The organism is Haloarcula laminariae (genome assembly GCF_025457605.1).
Taxonomy (GTDB): domain Archaea; phylum Halobacteriota; class Halobacteria; order Halobacteriales; family Haloarculaceae; genus Haloarcula; species Haloarcula laminariae.
Genome location: NZ_JAMZFY010000001.1, coordinates 279,223 through 297,909, shown reverse-complemented (window position 1 = coordinate 297,909; position 18,687 = coordinate 279,223). Strand labels below are relative to the sequence as shown.

The following is an 18,687-nucleotide window of genomic DNA, read 5'->3' as shown; positions in this document are numbered from 1 at the left end:
GATGCGGACGTGGGGGCGACGCACACGGGAGCGCCCGGCCGGGCGGGAGACGCGGCGCGAGTGGGCCGTTCGCTCGTGGCCGGGCAGTGAGAGGCAATAGCTAGCAGGCCCGCAAGAATCATACGCCGCCATCCCCTGTGAACAACACACATGGACGTACACGTACAGGGCGGGCCGGCCGAGCCGTTTCTGGGCGCGCGGAACCTCTTCTCGACGGAGTACGACCTCGACCGACCGGTGACGGTCCGGGTCCGCAAGGACCCCGACGAGCGCACGCGCGTGAGCCACGACGCCGCCGGCCATCGGTTGACTATCTCCCGGCAGGCGGCCACGAGCGCGATGGCCCGCGAACTCGCCCTCCACGAGTTCGCCCACATGCATCACAACGAGCGGGGCCACCCGTCACACACGCAGTCGACCGAGGAGGCCATCTACCTCGGGCTGGCGGGCCACAGCGTCGAGCGTCGCAAGCTCACCCACTGCTACCAGATAGCGAACCACATGAAAGACATCTACGCCGACGACGTCTGGATGTCGCTGGTCTCCGGCGAGAAGCTGGTCGGCTTCCTGGAGGCGAGCCTCGCGGCGGCCGTCTCGGACCTGCCGGGGGGCCAGCCCGGCTGGACGCAGCTGACTCCCGCCGCCGACCCCGATATCACGGCCGTCAACGCCGCGTTCGCGCTGGCGCTCGTCGAGCGCCACGACCTCGTGAGCGGGGGCCACCAGCTGTACGACCTCGCCCACGCGGCCGCCCAGGACGCCGAGGGCATCGATATGGCGGAGTTCAAGTCGTACTTCGCGGAGCTTTCGCCCGACCCCGACGAGTCGGAGTTCCGGAAGGCCCTCGTGGACGTTACGAGGGCCTACGCCACGGCCGATAGCGGCCAGGCCGCCGACTAGACCAGCGGCCACAGCGCCAGCGCGAGGCCCAGCGCCAGCACCGGGTAGTCCCGTCCGGAGAGGGCCATCTCGGGCAGTGTCGGGTTCCAGGCGAAACAGCGCGCTCTGAGCGCGACGGCGAGCCGGTCCGAGCGGTCCAGGGCCCGCGCCAGCCCGACGACGGCGATGCGTTTCGCGCGGTCGATGACCGACCGGTTCCCGCCGCCTCGGGCGGCGATAGCGTCCCGTACGGTCAGGAGGTCCCGCCGGAGCACGGGGAGAAAGCGGAACGTCAGCCCGACACCGACGCCCAGGGCCTGTCCCGTCCGCCCGGGGACGTACCGCTGGATGACCGCTCGCGTCTCCCGGACCGGCGTCGTCCGGACGTAGACGGCGGCGACGGCCAGCACGAGGACGACGCGGGCAATCGAAAGCAGCGGCTCGACGGCCCGCGAAAGCACGACGTAGGGCTGGGTGACCGACACCACGGCAGAGAGGGGGCTCAACAGGAGTATGAAGAGGACGAAACGGTAGCTCCGGACGACCCGGAGCGGCGAGAGCTGCCCGGCGGCGAGTGCCAGCCCCGCCAGTACGCCCAGGGCCGCCAGCCGCCGCGGCGTCGGGCCGGCGAAGGCGGCGACGGCGAAGCCGAACTGACAGACCAGCTTCGACCGGGCGTCGAGCCGGTGGGCGACCGTCTCCCCGGGGCGGTAGGTCAGCATCCGCCGTCGACGCCGTGGGGTTCGAGCGGCCCGACCTCGGCCGGCGGCCCGTCGGTGACGATTTCGCCCCCGTCGAGGACGACGATGCGGTCGGCTCGCTCGCGCAGGTCCCGCAGGTCGTGGGTGACGACGACGACGCTCGTGCCGGATTCCTGAAGTTCGTCCAGCCGGGCGAGCAGCGAGCGGCGAGCCCGCAGGTCCAGCCCGGCGAAGGGTTCGTCGAGCACGAGGTGGGTGGGTTCCATCGCCAGCGCGCCGGCGATGGCGACGCGGGCCTGCTCCCCGCCCGACAGCGCGTCGATGTGGTCGTCCTGACGCCCGTCCAGTTCGACCGCCGACAGCGCCGACGCGACGCGGCGGTCGATTTCGTCCCGAGGGAGGCCCAGGTTCTCGGGCCCGAAGGCCACGTCGGCGCCGACGGTGGCGGCGACCAGCTGGTCCCGCGGCTGCTGGAACACCATCCCGACGCTCGTGCGCGCGGCCAGCGGGTCCGCCGTCACGTCCACGCCGTCGACCGCGACGGTGCCGGAATCGGGCTCCAGCAGGGCGTTGAAATGTCGCACCAGCGTCGTCTTCCCGCTCCCGTTGGGCCCGACCAGCAGGCAGAACTCCCCGTCGGGAATCGAGAGCGTGACATCGTCGAGCGCCACGGCCTCGCCGAAGCGGTGCGTGAGGGCGTCGACCGATATCATGCGGCGGCGGCCGACTGCTGGCGGACGAGCGCCCCGCCTTTCACCAGCCCCAGCGTCGCCGCAATCTTGATGGCGTCACCGGGGAGGAAGACGGCGGCCCCGACGGTCGCGGCCTCCACCGGCGGCAGCCCCGTCGACAGGGCCAGCCACGGGACGCCGACGGCGTAGATGACGACGAGGCCGGCGACGAGCGCCCCGGCCTGGGTCGACAGGGACACGTCGCTGAGCGGTTTCGGGTCGAGCCCGCGATGGACGAGGGCCCCGATGAGTATCGCCGCCAGCAGGAAGCCGACGAGGTAGCCGCCCGTCGGGCCCAGCACGTATCCGAGCCCGGCCGCGCCGTTCGAGAACACGGGCGCCCCGGCGATGCCGGCGAGCAGGTAGATACCCACGGAGAACCCGCCCCAGCGCGGCCCCAGTAACAGGCCGGCGAAGTAGACGCCGAAGACCTGGAAGGAGACCGGCGCCGGGAGCCCGGGTATCGGTATCGAGACGTACGCGAACGCGGCCGTCAGCGCGGCCAACACGGCCGCGAGCGCGATGTTCGACACTGCCTCGTCGCCGACGAGGTCGACCGACTCCGTCTCTGACATACGTGGCCCTGTGTCGTCAACTGCAAAATAGCTAGTGGTTTACGGAGCGGGCACGGCGCCCCCGAGCGCGGCCGGCGCTGTCGCTACCGGGCGAGTGAAAAACTGAGAAGACGGCGTATATTACCGCGCTGCGGCCGCGACGCGCTCTTTCTCTTCCTTCTGGTTGACGGAGTAGGTACTGACGTCGTTGTTGGCGGCGCCGATGAGCAGGGAGGCCAGAGCCTCCTCCGCGCTGGTGGTCGTCTTGAACGAGCCGCCGTAGGTGCCCTCCGCGATGAACTTCAGGGCCTGGTCGACCCGTCGCTGTGGCGCGACGTCGACGGCCTTCGGGACCGAGATGCCACCGTACTTCAGGCGGACGGTCTCCTCTCGCGGGGCGCTGTTCTCGACGGCCTCGACCAGCACCTGCACCGGGTTCTCCTCGGTGCGCTCGTGGACGATTTCGAAGGCGTCGCTGACGATGCTCGTCGCGAGTTGCTTCTTGCCCGTGTTCTCGTCGGTCTGCATCAGCCGGTTGATGAGACGCTCGACGACGCTGATTTCGGACTTCTGGAACTGCTTGTTCGAGTGGCGCCCCATCGTGTGGGCGATGGGCGTCACCGTGATGTAGCGTTCCGTCGAGGGGTCCGAGTACTCGATGTTGGTGACCGACCACTCGCCGAACAGCTCGGCGCGGGCGACCTCTTCCTCGGCGGCCTCGTCTTCCGGTGCGTCCTCGGTCTCGGGGGTGTCTTCGTCTGCACTCATGGTTATCGGACCGGTTTCTCGGCGTTACCGCGGACCAGTTCGAGCATGGACACGCCGTTTACCTTCTCGACCTTGTAGTTGACACCGGAGAGGTCGCCCATCGCGCGACCTTTCGCGCCGCCGATACCGGCGATGGTGACCTCGTCGTGCTCGTCGATAAAGGAGATAGCGCCGTCACCGGGACAGAACGCGGTGACCTGCTTGCCGTTCTTGATGAGCTGGACCCGGACGCATTTCCGAATCGCCGAGTTGGGCTGTTTTGCCTCGATGCCCACTTTCTCCAGGACGATACCGCGACCCTGAGGTGCACCCTCAAGCGGGTCGGACTTCTTGCCGAGCCCGCGCTCGCGTCGCGCGTAATCCGAGTCGGACCACCGGTGTTTCTGGCGGTCCTTCTTCAGCTTGCGCGCGGCGTATTTGCCGTTTGCCATAGTACACGTCGGTATCCTTCCGAGCTACTTAAGACTCCTCTTTCGTCGTCGTCAGCGGGCGCGTGTGTAGCGTTCTCGTACGCGAACGGCTCGCAGTCGGAAAACCGGTCGAGCTACGTCAGCTCGATGCCGTCGATGTCGAAGTGACGCTGTGCGAGCCGACGGGCCGCGTCGATGTTGCGGCCGTCCCGCCCGATGGCGGCGCCGTGGTCCTCCTGTGGGACCTCGGCGTAGGCGACGGTGTCGCCGTTCTCCGAGACGGTGACGTTGTAGACGGCGGCGGGCGCCAGGGCGTTGGCGACGAAGTCCTCGGGCCGCTCGGCGTCCTCGATGAGTTTCACGTCCCGACCCAGCCGCTCCTCCACGCCGGCGACGTTGGTGCCGCCGGGGCCGATGGCGTCGGCTATCTGGCCGCGCTTGACGAGATAGACGACCTGGTCGTGGTCCTCGTCGACGACGCAATCCCGGACGGTGACGCCGGCTTCGTCCTCGAAGAGGGCGACCAGTCGCCGCGCTTCGTCCGAGATTTCGACGCCCATCAGTCCTGTGTGGTGCCCATGCGGAGGTCGACGTCGCCGGTGCCCAGCTTGATGGGCTTGCCGACGATGACGTTCTCCGTGACGCCGTCCAGTTCGTCGACCTCGCCGTGGATGGCGGCGTCGAGCAGGTGGTTCACCGTCACCTCGAATGCGGCCCGGGCCAGCACGGAGTCCTTCGAGCCGGAGATGCCGTGGCGGCCGATGGACTCGATGGTCCCCTCGTTGGTCATGATGTCCGCGACCAGCATCAGGTGGCGGACGTTCACGTCGTCCAGCCCCTGCTCTTCGAGGGTGTTCATCGTCTCGTTGATGAGCGTCTCGCGGGCGGCCTCGACGCCGAGGCTCCGGTATATCTCGTGGATGTTGTTACACGTGGTCCGGGAGGCGTCGACGCCCTCGATGCCGAGCACTTCGCCGAAGTCCGACCCCTCCGTGTAGAGGACGAACTCCTCGCCGTCTTCGAGTTCTTCCTTCCGGATGACGACGCGGGATATCTCGTCGATGCCCTTGAAGACGATTTCGCGCAGCTCCTCGACCAGCTGGAGGAGGTCCCGGTAGCTGGGCTCCTCGGGACCGAACTCGATGACGGTGTCGGCCTGTCGCGTCTGCACGCCGAGGTTGGACTCGATGGTCTCGGCGATCTCCTCGGCGATGGCCTCGGTGTTGTCGACCGTGGGCCAGCGCTCCTGAAGTGTCTCCTCGTTCAGGTCTATCTGGACGAGCATGTCCGCGACGTTCGTGGAGATGTCACCCAGTGCGAGGATGCGCGTGGCCTCTATCTTCCAGACGACCTCGTGGGCCCGCTCGCGGTCGTCGGCGTACTCCTCGTCCAGGTGGACAGTCATCATCGGCGTGTCGGGCGTCTTCCGGGCGTCGACCAGCTCGATGAGCCGCGGGAGCCCCTGGGTCACGTCGATTTCGGCCACGCCGGCGTAGTGGAACGTGTTCATCGTCATCTGCGTTCCGGGTTCGCCGATGGACTGGGCCGAGACGGTCCCGACGGGGTCCAGCGGGTCCACGCGGGTCTGCATGTAGCGCGATTCGACGGCCTGGGCGATGCGGTCGGCGTCCTCGACGCCGACGCCGCGGGCCTCGATGGTGCTGTACACCTCGTCTTTCAGCCGCCGGGGGAGCTCCGTGTCCTCGACGACGGCCTCGATGTCGTCTGATACCATTAGTCGTCACCCTCCGCCATCCACCAGTCGTCCGCGTGCTCGGAGAGGTTGGTCCGCTCGGTCGTCTGCCCGAGGAAGCTCTCCTTGTCGCTCTCGGTCTCGAACTCCTCGCTGAGGACGCTGTCGGCTATCTCCTCGACGTCGACGGCCGGCCCCTCCTCGCCGGAGGAGACGTCGACCGGGGAGGTGCCGTCCTCGCCGAACTCGAACTGAACGATGGTGTCGCTCGTGTCCCGGACGGTCCCGTCGTACTGCGTTTCGAGTTCCGAGAGGGCGTTGATGAGCCGGCGCTGGAGGTAGCCGGACTTGGACGTTCGGACTGCGGTGTCGACCAGCCCCTCGCGGCCGCCCATCGCGTGGAAGAAGAACTCCTTCGGACCGAGGCCCGAGCGGTAGGAGGACTCCACGAAGCCGTGGGCGTCCGAGGAGAGGTCGTTCTCCTCGAAGTGCGAGAGGGTTCGGTTCTCGTAGCCGCGGTTGATGCGTTCGCCACGGACAGCCTGCTGGCCGACACAGCCGGCCATCTGGGTCAGGTTCAGCATCGAGCCACGGGCGCCGGACTCGGCCATCACGACGGCCGGGTTGTCGTCGTCGAAGTGGTCCTCGGCGATGTCACCGGCGGAGTCACGGGCCTTGCCCAGCGTCTGCATGATCTTCATCTCGAGGGTCTCGTCGACAGTGCGGCCGGGCAGGGATTCGAGGTCGCCCCGGTCGTAGGTGTCGATGAGCTCCTCGACGCGGTCGTAGGCGTTGTCGATGGCGTCGTTGATCTGCTCCTCGGCCTCGCGGGGGATCGACTCGTCGTCGATACCGATGGAGAACCCGAAGTGCATGATCGAACGCATCGCCAGCGCGGAAATCTCGTTGACCAGGATACGGGCGCGGGTCTTCGAGTAGTCCTTCGCGATGGTGTCGACGACCTCGCCGCCGAACGCGCCGACGGCGTCCTCGTCGATGGTGCCCGAGACCATCTGGCCGTCCTCGATGACGACGTTGTCGCCGGCCGAGGAGGTGAAGTCCAGGTTGAGGTCGTCGGGCAGCAGCTCCGAGAACAGCGAGCGACCGGTCCAGTAGGGCTCGCCGGTCTCGTCCTCGCCGTCGGGCTCGGGCAGTTCGTCGATACGCGTCGCCCGGAGCATGTCCAGGGCCTGGGTCTCGTTGAACTGCGGGTTGGTGTGTGTCAGCAGGTAGGTCCCGCTGATGTGGTCCTGAATAGCGCCGATGATGTTCTCGCCGAAGCGCGGCGAGAGCATCTGTTCCTGCACGCGCATGAGGACCCGGGCCTCGGCGCGGGCCTCCTCGTTCTGCAGGGCGTGCATGTTCATCTCGTCGCCGTCGAAGTCAGCGTTGTAGGGCGGACAGACGACGGTGTTCAGGCGGAACGTCTTGTACGGCATCACGACCACTTCGTGGGCCATGATGGACATCCGGTGCAGCGACGGCTGGCGGTTGAAGATGATGATGTCGCCGTCGACGAGGTGGCGGCTGACTTCCCAGCCGGGCTCGACCTTCTCGGCGAGCTCCTCGCAGTTCTTCTCCGTGACCTTCAGCCGGCGGCCGTCCGGTCGCCGGACGTAGTTCGCACCGGGGTGGCCCTCGGGGCCGTTGGCGACGTAGCGGCGGGCGTTGTCGAGGTTTCGCTCGTTGACGTTCATCGTCTGGGTCATCTCACGGGCGACCCGGGTCGGAACCCCGACCTCGTTCAGGCTGAGCGTCGGGTCCGGCGAGATGACGGTACGAGCCGAGAAGTTGACGCGCTTCCCGGACAGGGAGCCACGGAATCGGCCCTCCTTCCCCTTGAGCCGCTGGGAGAGGGTCTTCAGGGGCCGGCCGGAGCGGTGTCGCGCCGGCGGCGTCCCCGATATCTCGTTGTCCATGAACGTGGTGACGTGGTACTGCAGCAGCTCCCAGAGGTCCTCGATAATCAGCTGTGGCGCACCGGCCTCGCGGTTCTCCATGAACCGCTGGTTGATGCGGATGATGTCCACGAGCTTGTGGGTCAGGTCGTCCTCGCTGCGCTGGCCGTTGTCCAGCGTGATGGAGGGGCGAGCGGTGACCGGCGGCACGGGCAGCACGGTCAGAATCATCCACTCGGGCCGGGAACGGGCGGGGTTCATCCCCAGGACCTCGATGTCCTCGTCCGGGATGTCCTCGAACCAGTCCCGGATGTCGGAGGGCATCAGCTTGTTCATGTCCTCCTCGGTGAGGTCGACGTTCAGCGCCTTCTCGATGGCCCGGCGGTCATCCTGTCGCGGACGGAAGTCGCCGCTGATTATCTCCTGGACGCGGCCCCCGTCGATACCGGTCTCCTCGGCGAGGTCGGTCGGTGCGATACGCTCGTCGGCCTCCTCCATCGCCTCGGCGATGAGGGCGGGGTACTCCGCCGAGAGCACCTGCTGGACCTCGTAGTAGGTCGTCGGCTTCTCGTGTTTGATGTCGTACTGCTTCTCGCCGCAGAACGGACACGTGTCCTTCTTTCGGGCCTGCCGGATGGCGGCCTTGGTCACGTCGTTGAGGTCACGACCCAGGTCCTGTGTCCGGGTGAGCCGGTCGCGGAACTCGTCGCGCTCGTTCTCGTCGAGACAGAGCCGGGAGCACTCCCGGCAGGTCCCGCGAAGCAGGCGGCGGATGAGCTTCGCGAAGCCGACGTGAATCACGGGGGCGGCGAGCTCGATGTGGCCGAAGTGGCCGTTACACGAGCCGCTGTGTTTCCCACACGTCTTGCATTCGAGTCCGGGGTCGATGACGCCCAGGCGCGGGTCCATCAGCCCCATGTCGATGGGGAAGCCGTCGTCGTCGTAGGTGTCGGCCGTGATTACCTTCGTGGCCGACATGTCGCGGTACTCCTCGGGGTCCATCAGCCCGAAGCTGAGTTGCCCGATCTCCTGTGGTGTTTGCTGTGAGCTCATACTAGACTGCGTCCTCCAGTTCGATCCGCGGGGCGATACCCAGCGCCTTCATCTCGTCGAGCAGGAGCTTGAACGCGTACGACATCTCGACCTCGTGGATGTCTGTCTCCTCCTCGCAGTTGGGGCAGTAGATACGCCGCTGTTCGACGTTCTCGACGGCGGTCATCCCGCACTGCCCGCAGACGTTGATCCACTCGCGGTCGGACTCGTCGAGCAGTCGCTCCTTGAGCGCCATCGCCGCGCCGTGCCCGATGAGCACGTCCCGCTCCATCTCGCCCACGCGCAGGCCGCCCTCGCGGGCTCGGCCCTCGGTGGGCTGGCGGGTCAGTACCTGCACCGGCCCGCGCGAGCGGGCGTGCAGCTTGTTCGAGACCATGTGGTAGAGCTTCTGGTAGAAGATGTCGCCGACGAAGATCTCCGCGTCGATCTTCTCGCCGGTGATGCCGGAGTACATCGTCTCCTTGCCCGAGGAGTCGAAGCCGTGCTCCTCCAGGGAGCCACGGAGCTGCTCCTCGTCCTCGCCGGTGAAGGCGGTGCCGTCCACGCGGCGCCCTTCGAGGGCACCGACCTTCCCGCCTATCATCTCGAGGATGTGGCCGACGGTCATCCGCGACGGCAGTGCGTGGGGGTTGATGACCAGGTCCGGGACGACGCCCTCCTCGGTGAAGGGCATGTCCTCCTGGGGCGCGATGTGGCCGACGACGCCCTTCTGGCCGTGCCGCGACGCGAACTTGTCCCCGAGTTCGGGGATTCGCTCGTCCCGGACTGAGACCTTCGAGAGCTTCGAGCCGTCCTCGCCCTCCATCAGCGTCACCGTGTCCACGACGCCGGATTCGCCCGAGCGCATGGTGACGGAGGTCTCGCGGCGCTTCTGCGGGCTGAGTCCGCCCATGTCGTCGGGCTCTTCGAGGAACCGGGGCGGGCTGGTCTTGCCCAGCAGGACGGCGTTCTCGCCGACCTTCGTCTCGGGGTTGACCAGTCCGTCGTCGTCCAGATGCGTGTAGGCCTCCTCACCGCGTGCGCCGCGCACGTCCTCGTCTGGCATCTCGAAGCGGTCCTCCTGCCCGCCGGGGTAGCGTCGCTCCTCGCCCTCGTAGGTCCGGAAGAAGTGCGAGCGCGCGAGCGCGCGGTCGACCGACCCCTTGTTCATGACGAGCGCGTCCTCGATGTTGAACCCCTCGTAGCTCATCACGGCGACGACGAAGTTCTGTGCGGCCGGTCGGTCGTCGTAGCCGATCTGTTCGGTCGTCTGGGTCTTGACCATCGAGAGCTGCGGGTAGTGCAGCAGGTGCTGGCGCGTGTCCGGTCGGATGCGGTAGTTCGCGCTCGGCAGGCCCAGCGACTGCTTGATCATCCCCGACCCCATCGTAATCCGCGGGGAAGCGTTGTGTTCGGGGTACGGAATCATCCCCGCGCCGATACCGAACATCAGCTGCGGGTCGACTTCGAGGTGGGTGTGGTTCTCGGTGAGTTCACCCTCGTCGACGCCCACGAGGATGTCCTCCTCCTCCTCGGCGTCGATGAACTCGACGAGCCCGCGCTCGACGAGCTCCTCGAACTCCAGGTCACCGTTCTTGACGGCCTCGACCTGTTCGTCGGTCATCAGCGGTTCGCCGTTCTCGACGACGAGCAGCGGCCGGCGCGCCCGGCCGGCGTCGGCGTTGATGATGACCTCGTCGGTGCGTCCCTTGACCGAGACGTTGACCATCTGGGAGACGTCCCCCCGCCGTCGGGCCTGGCGCACCTGTTCTGCGAGCTGTTCGGGGTCGGGATGGGTCCCGACCAGACTGCCGTTTACGTATACCTTGGCTTCTCGGCTCTGACTCATGTTAGTCGTCCGCGGGCTGCTGTTCTATCGATTCGATACCGGGGATGCCCTGGACCCCCATGTCCGAAAGTTCCTGTTTGAGGCCCTGTGCGTCGGCGACGTCCTGTGACAGCTCCATCGCCTGTGCGAAGTTCTTCACGAGCCCGCAGTTCGGGCCCTCCGGCGTCTCGGAGGGACAGATGCGACCCCACTGGGTCGCGTGCAGGTCCCGCGCCTCGAAGTGCGGCTGCGAGCGCGAGAGCGGCGAGCGCAGGCGTCGCAGGTGGGAGAGAACCCCCATGAAGTCCGTCCGGTCGACGAGCTGGGAGACGCCGGAGCGGCCGCCGACCCAGTTCCCCGTCGCGATGGGGTGTTCGAGCCGCTCGGTCAGCACGTCCGAGCGGACGACGGTCGAAACCGACAGCTGCCGGTTTCGCATGTTCGCACGTTCGAGCTGGTATTTCACGTCCCGGGCGAGCTTGTTCAGCGCGGTCCGGAACAGGTCGGTCATCAGGTCGCCGCTGACCTTCAGGCGCTTGTTGGCGTAGTGGTCCTTGTCGTCGGCCTCGCGGCGTTCCAGGGCGAGTTCGAAACACGCCTCGGCCATCCGGCAGAGGTAGTACGCCTTGTTGATGCGGACCTCCTCCTCGTCGACGCCCTCCTCGTGGAGATGGGGCAGGAGGTAGCGGTCGATGACGTAGTTCGCCCGCTTGAGCTGGTAGTTCTTGCCCTGACCGGAGGCGACGCGCTGGCCCAGCGTCTCGATGGCCTCCTCGGTCGTCTGGACTTCCGCTTCCTCCAGGTTTTCGAGCATGAACTTCACGATTTCCGGGTCCTCGCTCACGCGGTGGACGATCTCCTCGTCGGATTCCAGACCCAGCGCGCGAACGAGCGTCACGAAGTCGATAGAGCCCGAGACGGAGGGGAAGGAGACCTCCAGCAGCCCGTCGCGGGTCCGCTCACAGAGGACGAGGGCCCGATACCCACGGCGCTGGGAGAAGGTCTTTGCGACCTGGACCTCGTCGCCGTATTTCGTATCGTACTCGGCGAGAATCTTGTTCGGTGCGAGGTCCTCGCTGGTCATCAGCACCCGCTCGGAGCCGTTGACACAGAAGTAGCCGCCGGGGTCGGCGGGGTCCTCGCCGATGTCGATGAGTTCCTCGCGGGAGAAGCCGGCGATGTTGCACTTGTTCGAACCGACCATGATAGGCATCCGGCCGATCTTGGTCTCGGTGCGGTCGACGACTTCCTCGGGTTCCTCTTCGCCGCCGCGGACGATGGCCATCTCCATGAACACCGGTGCGGAGTAGGTGATGTTCCGGAGGCGGGCCTCCTGTGGGTACAGCAGTTCCTCGCTCCCGTCGGCCTCTCGGACGCGGGGCGTGACGACGCGGACGTCGCCCAGTTCGACCCACACCGGCTCCTGGCCTTCCTTGTCGCCGATGTCGGTGTCGATGGTCTCTTTCTCGTCGACCACCTGCTGCATCCCTCGGTCGAGGAAGGCGTTGAACGAGCGGAAGTGGTGTTCGGCGAGCCGTTCCTTGGCGAAGTACTCACGCGATATAGCGCGTCGGTCCTGTGTGTCCATTATTCGACCACCAGCCGATAGACGACTGCCGTGTCGGTTGTTCGCGAGTCGCGTTCGATACGGATGACATCGCCGACCTCCGCCTCGTCCGGGAGTCCGGGGTCGGCGCGTTTGATCTTCGGGAGGTCGGTCTTCTTGATGTCGTACTCTTCGAGCACTGCTTCGAGGTCGGCCTCGTCGACGACGCTGTGGTCGGGAACGAGGTCGTGTTGACTTACATCTACCATGTGTGTGTGCGTGCGTGGGGCCTGTGGCTGGAGAAGGTGGCTGTCACGAGATACTACAGGTCGCTATAGTCGGCACCCTAATAACACTTACCAACTCGGCCTGCAGTAGCTACTGGACCCTCGCCCCACTGCGAGGGGCGCGGGCTTGCGTTACCACGGCGTTCGGTCAGGTGAGATATAGTCGTTTGGGTCCCGTCAAGTGGTCCCATGACAGGGCGCCGTCCTTTGGAAAGCCTTAATACCACGACCGGGATACGATTGAGTGCAGCAAGGCAGCGTGCCCGGATGGTGTAGTGGCCCATCATACAACCCTGTCACGGTTGTGACGCGGGTTCAAATCCCGCTCCGGGCGTTTCTCTGATTCCAATTCGACAAGCGACGCGTTTCATCGCGTCGCGACCGCTCGAATCTGTGGACGACTACGAGGGATTTGAACCCTAGAAGACGAGCGCAAGCGAGTCTTCGTCCGGTTCAAATCCCGCTCCGGGCGTCTTCTACTGCGAACAAATCGGCGAGCACCGCGTAGCGTGTGCTCGGCACCGCCGAGGAGGGAAGTTGAACGTCAAGATTGATGTTTTTATTTCATCACCAATATATTGAACCTATATGGCAAACAGCAAAGACAGGGGAGATGAGACAGAAGCCGCAATAATTCATCGGCTTATTGCAGAGGGGTACAGCGTCTCGGTGCCCTTCGGCGACAACGATAAGTACGACATAGTAGTCGATAGCGGCGAACGACTCCACAGAGTGCAGTGTAAGACTGCGTGGCAGAACAAGTCCGAGACAATTCGGTTCAACACACACTCACAAACCACGAAAGATGGGGAGTATCACGAGAAGACATACGAGGGGGAAATCGACGTTTTTGCTGTACGATATCCCCAAACGGAAGCGATATACTGGATACCCGTAGCGGAGGCTACAGAACAGAAGATGGAGCTGCGGTTTACAGCGGAAATCGACCATCCATCGATCAATTGGGCCGAAGACTACGAGTTTGACGGCTCGATACCGAGCGCGTAGATACCACGCTGTCTTACCCAACTCCCCAGCAGCGCTTTCATCGCGCTGCGTTCTCTCGTCCGCAATCGCGCCGCGAGTGTGCTCCCCGGCGCGGCCCGCGTGAGCGACGGCGAAAAGATTGTCACAGCACCGAAAGGGGTGGTCCCCTACCCTGTCATAGTCCACCTCGGGTGGCGGACGGGCGAACGGAGACACTATCTCGGCATAGGTTTTGTCCCCGCCGACAGACTGTTTACTCGCGGCGTGCTTGGATACGCATGGACGATATCGAGGGCGAGGAGATGCCGGGCGCCATCGTCGAGGCGTACCTCGAACGGGAAGAGGGGGTCCGGGCGCTGCTGGAGGAGTTGGAGAAGCTCACCATCGAGGGGCGCCACGAGGCGGTCCGTGAGCGGCTCCGCAACCTCGCCGACAACGACGAGTCGGTCTTCTACACGGTGGCCTTTTCGCTCACCAACTCGCGGCAGTTCTTCGGCGACGTGGAGGCCCAGCTGGACGTGAGTGCCGCCGACCGCCTGCGGGACCTCGCCGAGACCTACCCGTCGCTCGCGGGGCCGTTCAACATCGTCCGCACGGAACGCGCCGAGGACCGGCTCAACCCCGTGACGGACACGAGCTACACCGTCACCTACCACCACAGCGCCGAGTCGCCGATGATAACCTACAGCCCGCTGTCGGGCGACCAGGAGCTCTACGAGTCACGGGGCACCCCGAGCGAGGTGTTGCGCGTCTCGACGGACCTGGCGGCCGCGACCACCGACGCCCTGGACGTCGCCCTGGAGAACGACTTCTCGGTCAACACCGAGGAGCTGTCGACGCTCATCGACCGGCGCGAGGAGCTGGAGACCGAGCTGTCGAGGCTCCGCGACCAGCTCGACGAGTTGCGCCGGAAGCCGGTCGAAGAGTAGGGGGGTCCTCAGTACGAGCGGCGAGCGACAGAACCGGTTCGCCGGGGCACTCCTCGCCCCCGCGGAGGACCGCGCTTATATAGCCACACCCGATAGCCTTGGATACGAATGGGTATGGAGCGATTACGCGACCAGGTCGAAAAGGAGAGCCGGGACCTGTCGATACTGGAGGCCGTCATCGAGGACGGCCCCATCGGTATCGTACGACTGGCCGAGGAGACCGGGATTCCGGAACACAAGGCGCGGTACTCGCTGCGGATGCTGGAGGACGACGGACTTGTCGAGCCGACGCCCCAGGGCGCGATACCCGCCGACGACATCGCCGAGCGCGTGGCCGAAATCAACAGCGGGCTGGACCAGCTCGTCGAGCGGCTCGAAGAGCTTTCGGCGGCCGTCCCGGCCGCCGAAGCGGCCGAGTGAGCGACGAACTGTTTTGCGGTTGGCGAGTCAAGCGGTCGCATGGACGTCGCGCTCATCAGCGACACGCACATCCCATCGCGGGCGAGCCGGATTCCCGACCCGTTCCGCGAGCGCATCGAGGCGGCTGACCACGTCATCCACGCGGGCGACTTCGACAGCGAGGGCGCGCTGTCGAACGTCCGGGCGACGGCCGCCCGGCTCACCGCCGTCGGCGGGAACATGGACCCCCGAATCGGGCTGCCTGCGCGGGCGACGGTCGAACTCGGCGGCGTCGCGTTCGTCGTCACGCACGGCACCGGCTCGAAGCGAGGGTACGAGGACCGCGTCGCGAACGCCGTCCGCGAGGAAGCGGGCGCGGCGGCCGTCGGCGTGTCGGGCCACACGCACGAAGTCCTGGACACGACACACGGCGGCGTCCGGTTGCTGAACCCGGGGAGCGCGACGGGGGCGGCGCCGGCCGAGCGGGCGACGATGATGACGGTGACAGCGCGGGACGGCGAGTTCGACGTGACGGTCCACGAGGCCTAGACGCCCGCGCGTCACGGACACCGGCAGCCGTTGCCACTGTCTGCGGGCCTTGCGACTAACGGCGTCCTTTTTCCCGCGGAACCCGCAGGGAGGGTATGGAGGTCTTCGCGGTCGAGGGACTGCCCGAGGTTCGCCGCGGCGACGCGGTCGCCGAACTCGTCGCCGAGCAGGCCGACCTGCGGGACGGCGACGTGGTCTGTGTGGCCAGTACCATCGTCTCGAAGGCCGCGGGCCGGGGGGCGGACCTCGACGACTTTCCGGCGAGCGAGCGCGCCGAGCGCATCGCCGACGGTATCGCCGACATCGCGGGGGAGGAGAAGGACCCCCGCTTCGCCCAGGCCGTCATCGAGGAGAGCGAGGAGATACTGACCGAGGCCCCCTTTATCCTCGCGGTTACCCGCTTTGGCCACATCACGGTCAACGCGGGCATCGACCGTTCGAACGTGCCCGGCGCCGACCTGTTGCTCCTCCCCGAGGACCCGACCGACTGCGCCGAGCGAATCCGGGCCGGCCTGCGCGAGCACGCCGGGGTGGACGTGGCGGTCGTCGTCACCGACACCTCCGGGCGGCCGTTCCGCCTGGGCCAGCGCGGCGTCGCGCTGGGCTGGGCAGGGATGCCGGCGGCACGTGACTGGCGCGGGGAGGTAGACCGCGAGGGCCGGGAACTCGGCGCGACGGTCCAGGCCGTCGTCGACGAACTCGCCGCCGCCGCCAACCTCGTCACCGGCGAGGGCGACGGCGGGACGCCGGTCGCCGTCGTTAGGGAGTTCGACTTCGGCGACCACGCCGGCAGCGACGAACTCTATCGCCCGAACGAGAAGGACGTGGTTCGGGACGCACTCAGGGAGTGGTCTCATGTACGCGATTGAACTCACACCGGAGCACCCAGTAGCACAGCTCACCGACTTCGCACGAACCGCAGAGAGCGAGGGGTTCGACGCGGTCTTCGCGAGTCATCACTACAACAACCGCGACCAGTTCATGGCGCTTGCCTCGATGGCACAAGCGACCGACGAGGTCCTGCTGGGGCCGGGCATCGCCAACCCCTACGAGACCCACCCCGTCACGCTCGCCTCCCGGGTCGCGACGCTCTCGGAGATGAGCGACGGGCGCGCCGTCTTCGGCGTCGGGCCGGGGGACAAGTCGACGATTCGAAACCTCGGCTTCGACCACGACGACGCCCTGCGGCGGGTGCTGGAGACGTTCAAGGTCGGCCAGCAGTTATGGAACGGCGAGCGCGTCGACCACGACGGCACCTTCCGGGCGGACGACGCCGGGCTGAACTACGAGGCCGGCGAGATACCGGTGTACGTCGGCGCCCAGGGGCCACACATGACGAAGATGGCCGCCAAGCACGCCGACGGCGCGCTGTACAACGGCTCCCACCCGAAGGACCTCGCCTGGGCCCGCGACCAGGTCGACTCGATGCTCGACGACCGCGTCGCCGACGGCGAGTTCGACCTGGCGGCCTACGCCAGCGTCTCAGTCGCCGAGGACGCCGACGCGGCCCGCGAGGCCGCCCGGCCCCCGGTCGCGTTCGTCGCCGCCGGCTCGCCGCCCCCGGTGCTCGGCCGCCACGGCATCGACCAGGACGTCGCGAGCGATATCAGCGACGCCATCTCGGCCGGCGAGTTCGAGGAGGCCTTCGGGCTGGTCACGGAGCCGATGCTCGATGCGTTCTGTATCGCCGGGACGCCCGAGGACGTTGCCGAGCGGACCGAGGCGCTGCGAGAACACGCCGACAGCGTCGTCTTCGCCTCGCCGCTGGGGCCGGATATCGAGGACGCTATTGCGCTTCTCGGGGCGGCGACCGACCGCTCCCGGGCCGAATGAAAAGCGAGGCCGCGGCGCCGAGGGTGAGATAGCCGAAGACGGCCGAGGCCCCGCCGACCAGGACAGCGCCGATGAGGATGAGCACGGCCGAGAGGGGGTCGGCCAACGCGATGTCGACGAACTTCCCGGGCATGTCGAGGACGCTCTGGACGAACTGCATGGGGAGACTTTGCATACCCGCCGCTTTTGTGCGGTCCTACTTTGTGTTTCCGTTATAGTAGCCGTTGCACACCGGACGCGGTCGCAGCCGACGGGGCGTGACGGGCCACACAGGAGGCAGGCAGCTATTTCACGCGTGCGGACACAGGGACGGACATGAGCGACGACGCCTCGCTGGACGAGTTCCTCGGGGACGAGTCGGGCGACCACGCCGAAACGGGCGCAAGCGCGCCGTCGGATGACGGCGAAGCGACAACCGCGACGGAGCCGGCGGCCGACATCGAACCGGCGACGACCACGTACGCCTGGTCCGGCGAGGGGGCGGCCTGTGACGAGTGCGGCGAGACCGCCGAGCGCCGCTGGCAGCAAGCGGGCGGGCTGGTCTGTCCCGGCTGCAAGGACTGGGACCGGGCCTAAATCTGTCTACGTTTGGCATGGGAGGGGTATGGTCGACCCCTCCAGCAGAGTTACATATTGCCGCTCCGAAGGGAAACTAACTGGAAGCGGACGCCCCGAACGGTCGACAGTTCCGGGCTGCCTCTCACGACCTATGACAGACACGACAGCCGGTGAGCAGTCGAACAGCGCCCTCCGGGACGCGAGCCGCCTCGCGACCGGGGTCATCGAGAACGTCGAGGAGGTCATCGTCGGCCACCACGAGGCCATCGAACACATCGTCACCGCACTGTTGGGCCGCGGTCACGTCCTGCTCGAGGACGTTCCCGGGGTCGGCAAGACGATGCTCGCCCGGTCGGTCGCCGCGAGCGTCGACGGGGAGTTCAAGCGGGTGCAGTTCACGCCGGACCTCCTGCCGACGGACGTGACCGGCGTCAACGTCTACAACCAGAAGACGGGGGAGTTCGAGTTCCGCCCCGGCCCCATCTTCGCCAACGTCGTCCTGGGCGACGAGATAAACCGCGCGCCGCCGAAGACCCAGTCGGCGCTGCTCGAAGCGATGGAGGAAGGACAGGTGTCGGCGGACGGCACGACCCGCGAACTCCCACAGCCGTTTACCGTCATCGCCACCCAGAACACGGTCGAACAGCACAAGGCCTACGACCTGCCGATGGCCGAACTCGACCGGTTCATGACGAAGCTGCGGCTGGGCTATCCCGAGGCCGACGAGGAGACGGCGATGCTCGGCGCGGTCGTCGGGAACCACCCCATCGAGGCGCTGGAGCCGGTCGCGACGCTCGACGAACTGCGGGCGGCCCGCGAGGCCGTCGCGGGGGTCACCGTCGAGGAGCCGGTCCGGGCCTACGCGACCCGGCTGGCGGCCTACACCCGCGAACACGCCCGGCTGGGCGTGAGCCCGCGCGGGAGTATCAACCTCCTGCGGGCCAGCCAGGCGCGGGCGGTGCTGGAGGGGCGGGACTACGTGGTCCCGGACGACCTCCAGACCGAAGCGCCGGTCGTGCTCCCCCACCGCGTCCGGACCGACAGCAGCGACCAGAGCGCCGAGGCGCTCGTCGCGGCGGCCCTCGACCGGGTCGCCGTCGAGTGA

The 18,687-nt window shown here is 66.9% G+C and carries 21 protein-coding genes and 1 tRNA gene; 10 read left to right on the top strand and 12 right to left on the bottom strand.

Features of this window, described 5'->3' with window-relative positions:
- Positions 1-150: 150 nt before the first annotated feature.
- A complete protein-coding gene (locus NJQ98_RS01535) occupies positions 151-900 on the top strand; it encodes a DUF5781 family protein (protein ID WP_262174953.1) in 750 nt (249 codons plus the stop codon).
- Here NJQ98_RS01535 and NJQ98_RS01530 read toward each other — a convergent pair.
- The 11 genes from NJQ98_RS01530 to NJQ98_RS01480 form a co-directional block, all read right to left on the bottom strand.
- Positions 897-1,601, bottom strand: a complete 705-nt coding sequence (locus NJQ98_RS01530) for an energy-coupling factor transporter transmembrane component T family protein (RefSeq protein WP_262174950.1) — start codon at positions 1,599-1,601, stop codon at positions 897-899. The genes NJQ98_RS01535 and NJQ98_RS01530 overlap by 4 nt on opposite strands.
- Positions 1,595-2,293: an energy-coupling factor ABC transporter ATP-binding protein gene (locus NJQ98_RS01525; RefSeq protein ID WP_262174948.1), complete on the bottom strand. Its 699-nt coding sequence runs from the start codon at positions 2,291-2,293 to the stop codon at positions 1,595-1,597. The genes NJQ98_RS01530 and NJQ98_RS01525 overlap by 7 nt, the downstream gene beginning before the upstream one ends.
- The gene (locus tag NJQ98_RS01520) at positions 2,290-2,886 is read right to left on the bottom strand and encodes a biotin transporter BioY (RefSeq protein ID WP_262174946.1); all 597 of its coding nucleotides are present in this window, start codon (positions 2,884-2,886) and stop codon (positions 2,290-2,292) included. The genes NJQ98_RS01525 and NJQ98_RS01520 overlap by 4 nt, the downstream gene beginning before the upstream one ends.
- A 120-nt stretch (positions 2,887-3,006) precedes the next feature.
- A complete protein-coding gene (locus NJQ98_RS01515; protein WP_262174944.1) occupies positions 3,007-3,633 on the bottom strand; it encodes a 30S ribosomal protein S7 in 627 nt (208 codons plus the stop codon).
- Positions 3,634-3,635: 2 nt separating this feature from the next.
- On the bottom strand, positions 3,636-4,064 hold the full coding sequence (locus tag NJQ98_RS01510) for a 30S ribosomal protein S12 (RefSeq protein ID WP_220589566.1): 429 nt from the start codon (positions 4,062-4,064) through the stop codon (positions 3,636-3,638).
- A 113-nt stretch (positions 4,065-4,177) separates the two neighbouring features.
- Complete coding sequence (locus NJQ98_RS01505) at positions 4,178-4,603, bottom strand: NusA-like transcription termination signal-binding factor (RefSeq protein WP_262174940.1); 426 nt, start codon at positions 4,601-4,603, stop codon at positions 4,178-4,180.
- Positions 4,603-5,778, bottom strand: coding sequence for a DNA-directed RNA polymerase subunit A'' (rpoA2, locus tag NJQ98_RS01500; RefSeq protein WP_262174938.1), 1,176 nt, complete (start codon positions 5,776-5,778; stop codon positions 4,603-4,605). Before rpoA2 ends, NJQ98_RS01505 begins: the two co-directional genes overlap by 1 nt.
- Positions 5,778-8,687, bottom strand: a complete 2,910-nt coding sequence (locus NJQ98_RS01495) for a DNA-directed RNA polymerase subunit A' (protein ID WP_262174936.1) — start codon at positions 8,685-8,687, stop codon at positions 5,778-5,780. The genes rpoA2 and NJQ98_RS01495 overlap by 1 nt, the downstream gene beginning before the upstream one ends.
- 1 nt (position 8,688) lies before the next feature.
- Positions 8,689-10,515, bottom strand: a complete 1,827-nt coding sequence (gene rpoB / locus NJQ98_RS01490; protein ID WP_262174934.1) for a DNA-directed RNA polymerase subunit B — start codon at positions 10,513-10,515, stop codon at positions 8,689-8,691.
- Position 10,516: 1 nt separating this feature from the next.
- On the bottom strand, positions 10,517-12,082 hold the full coding sequence (locus NJQ98_RS01485) for a DNA-directed RNA polymerase subunit B'' (protein ID WP_262174931.1): 1,566 nt from the start codon (positions 12,080-12,082) through the stop codon (positions 10,517-10,519).
- Positions 12,082-12,309 carry a DNA-directed RNA polymerase subunit H gene (locus tag NJQ98_RS01480; protein WP_262174929.1) on the bottom strand — a complete coding sequence of 76 codons (228 nt, stop codon included), beginning with the start codon at positions 12,307-12,309 and terminating at the stop codon, positions 12,082-12,084. The genes NJQ98_RS01485 and NJQ98_RS01480 overlap by 1 nt, the downstream gene beginning before the upstream one ends.
- 279 nt (positions 12,310-12,588) lie before the next feature.
- Between NJQ98_RS01480 and NJQ98_RS01475 the strand changes: the two genes are divergently transcribed.
- The 7 genes from NJQ98_RS01475 (at position 12,589) to NJQ98_RS01445 (ending at position 17,024) form a co-directional block, all read left to right on the top strand.
- Positions 12,589-12,661: transfer RNA gene (locus NJQ98_RS01475), tRNA-Asp, on the top strand.
- A gap of 254 nt (positions 12,662-12,915) precedes the next feature.
- A complete protein-coding gene (locus NJQ98_RS01470) occupies positions 12,916-13,335 on the top strand; it encodes a group I intron-associated PD-(D/E)XK endonuclease (protein WP_262174927.1) in 420 nt (139 codons plus the stop codon).
- Positions 13,336-13,592: 257 nt separating this feature from the next.
- Complete coding sequence (locus NJQ98_RS01465; protein ID WP_262174925.1) at positions 13,593-14,243, top strand: hypothetical protein; 651 nt, start codon at positions 13,593-13,595, stop codon at positions 14,241-14,243.
- Positions 14,244-14,357: 114 nt separating this feature from the next.
- Positions 14,358-14,663, top strand: coding sequence for a winged helix-turn-helix transcriptional regulator (locus NJQ98_RS01460; RefSeq protein WP_262178709.1), 306 nt, complete (start codon positions 14,358-14,360; stop codon positions 14,661-14,663).
- A gap of 39 nt (positions 14,664-14,702) precedes the next feature.
- A complete protein-coding gene (locus NJQ98_RS01455) occupies positions 14,703-15,191 on the top strand; it encodes a metallophosphoesterase family protein (protein ID WP_262174924.1) in 489 nt (162 codons plus the stop codon).
- Positions 15,192-15,286: 95 nt separating this feature from the next.
- Entirely contained in the window at positions 15,287-16,060 is a 774-nt protein-coding gene (locus tag NJQ98_RS01450) for a coenzyme F420-0:L-glutamate ligase (RefSeq protein ID WP_262174922.1), read from the top strand.
- A complete protein-coding gene (locus NJQ98_RS01445; protein ID WP_262174920.1) occupies positions 16,047-17,024 on the top strand; it encodes a 5,10-methylenetetrahydromethanopterin reductase in 978 nt (325 codons plus the stop codon). Before NJQ98_RS01450 ends, NJQ98_RS01445 begins: the two co-directional genes overlap by 14 nt.
- Here NJQ98_RS01445 and NJQ98_RS01440 read toward each other — a convergent pair.
- Positions 16,978-17,199: a DUF8024 family protein gene (locus NJQ98_RS01440; RefSeq protein ID WP_262174917.1), complete on the bottom strand. Its 222-nt coding sequence runs from the start codon at positions 17,197-17,199 to the stop codon at positions 16,978-16,980. The genes NJQ98_RS01445 and NJQ98_RS01440 overlap by 47 nt on opposite strands.
- A gap of 140 nt (positions 17,200-17,339) precedes the next feature.
- On the opposite strand from NJQ98_RS01440, the gene NJQ98_RS01435 reads away from it, so the two are divergent.
- Together NJQ98_RS01435 and NJQ98_RS01430 are read left to right on the top strand one after the other, a co-directional pair.
- Positions 17,340-17,600 (top strand): DUF7573 domain-containing protein, encoded by a 261-nt coding sequence (locus NJQ98_RS01435; protein ID WP_262174915.1) that lies wholly within the window; start codon positions 17,340-17,342, stop codon positions 17,598-17,600.
- 133 nt (positions 17,601-17,733) lie between these two features.
- The gene (locus tag NJQ98_RS01430; protein WP_262174914.1) at positions 17,734-18,687 is read left to right on the top strand and encodes an AAA family ATPase; all 954 of its coding nucleotides are present in this window, start codon (positions 17,734-17,736) and stop codon (positions 18,685-18,687) included.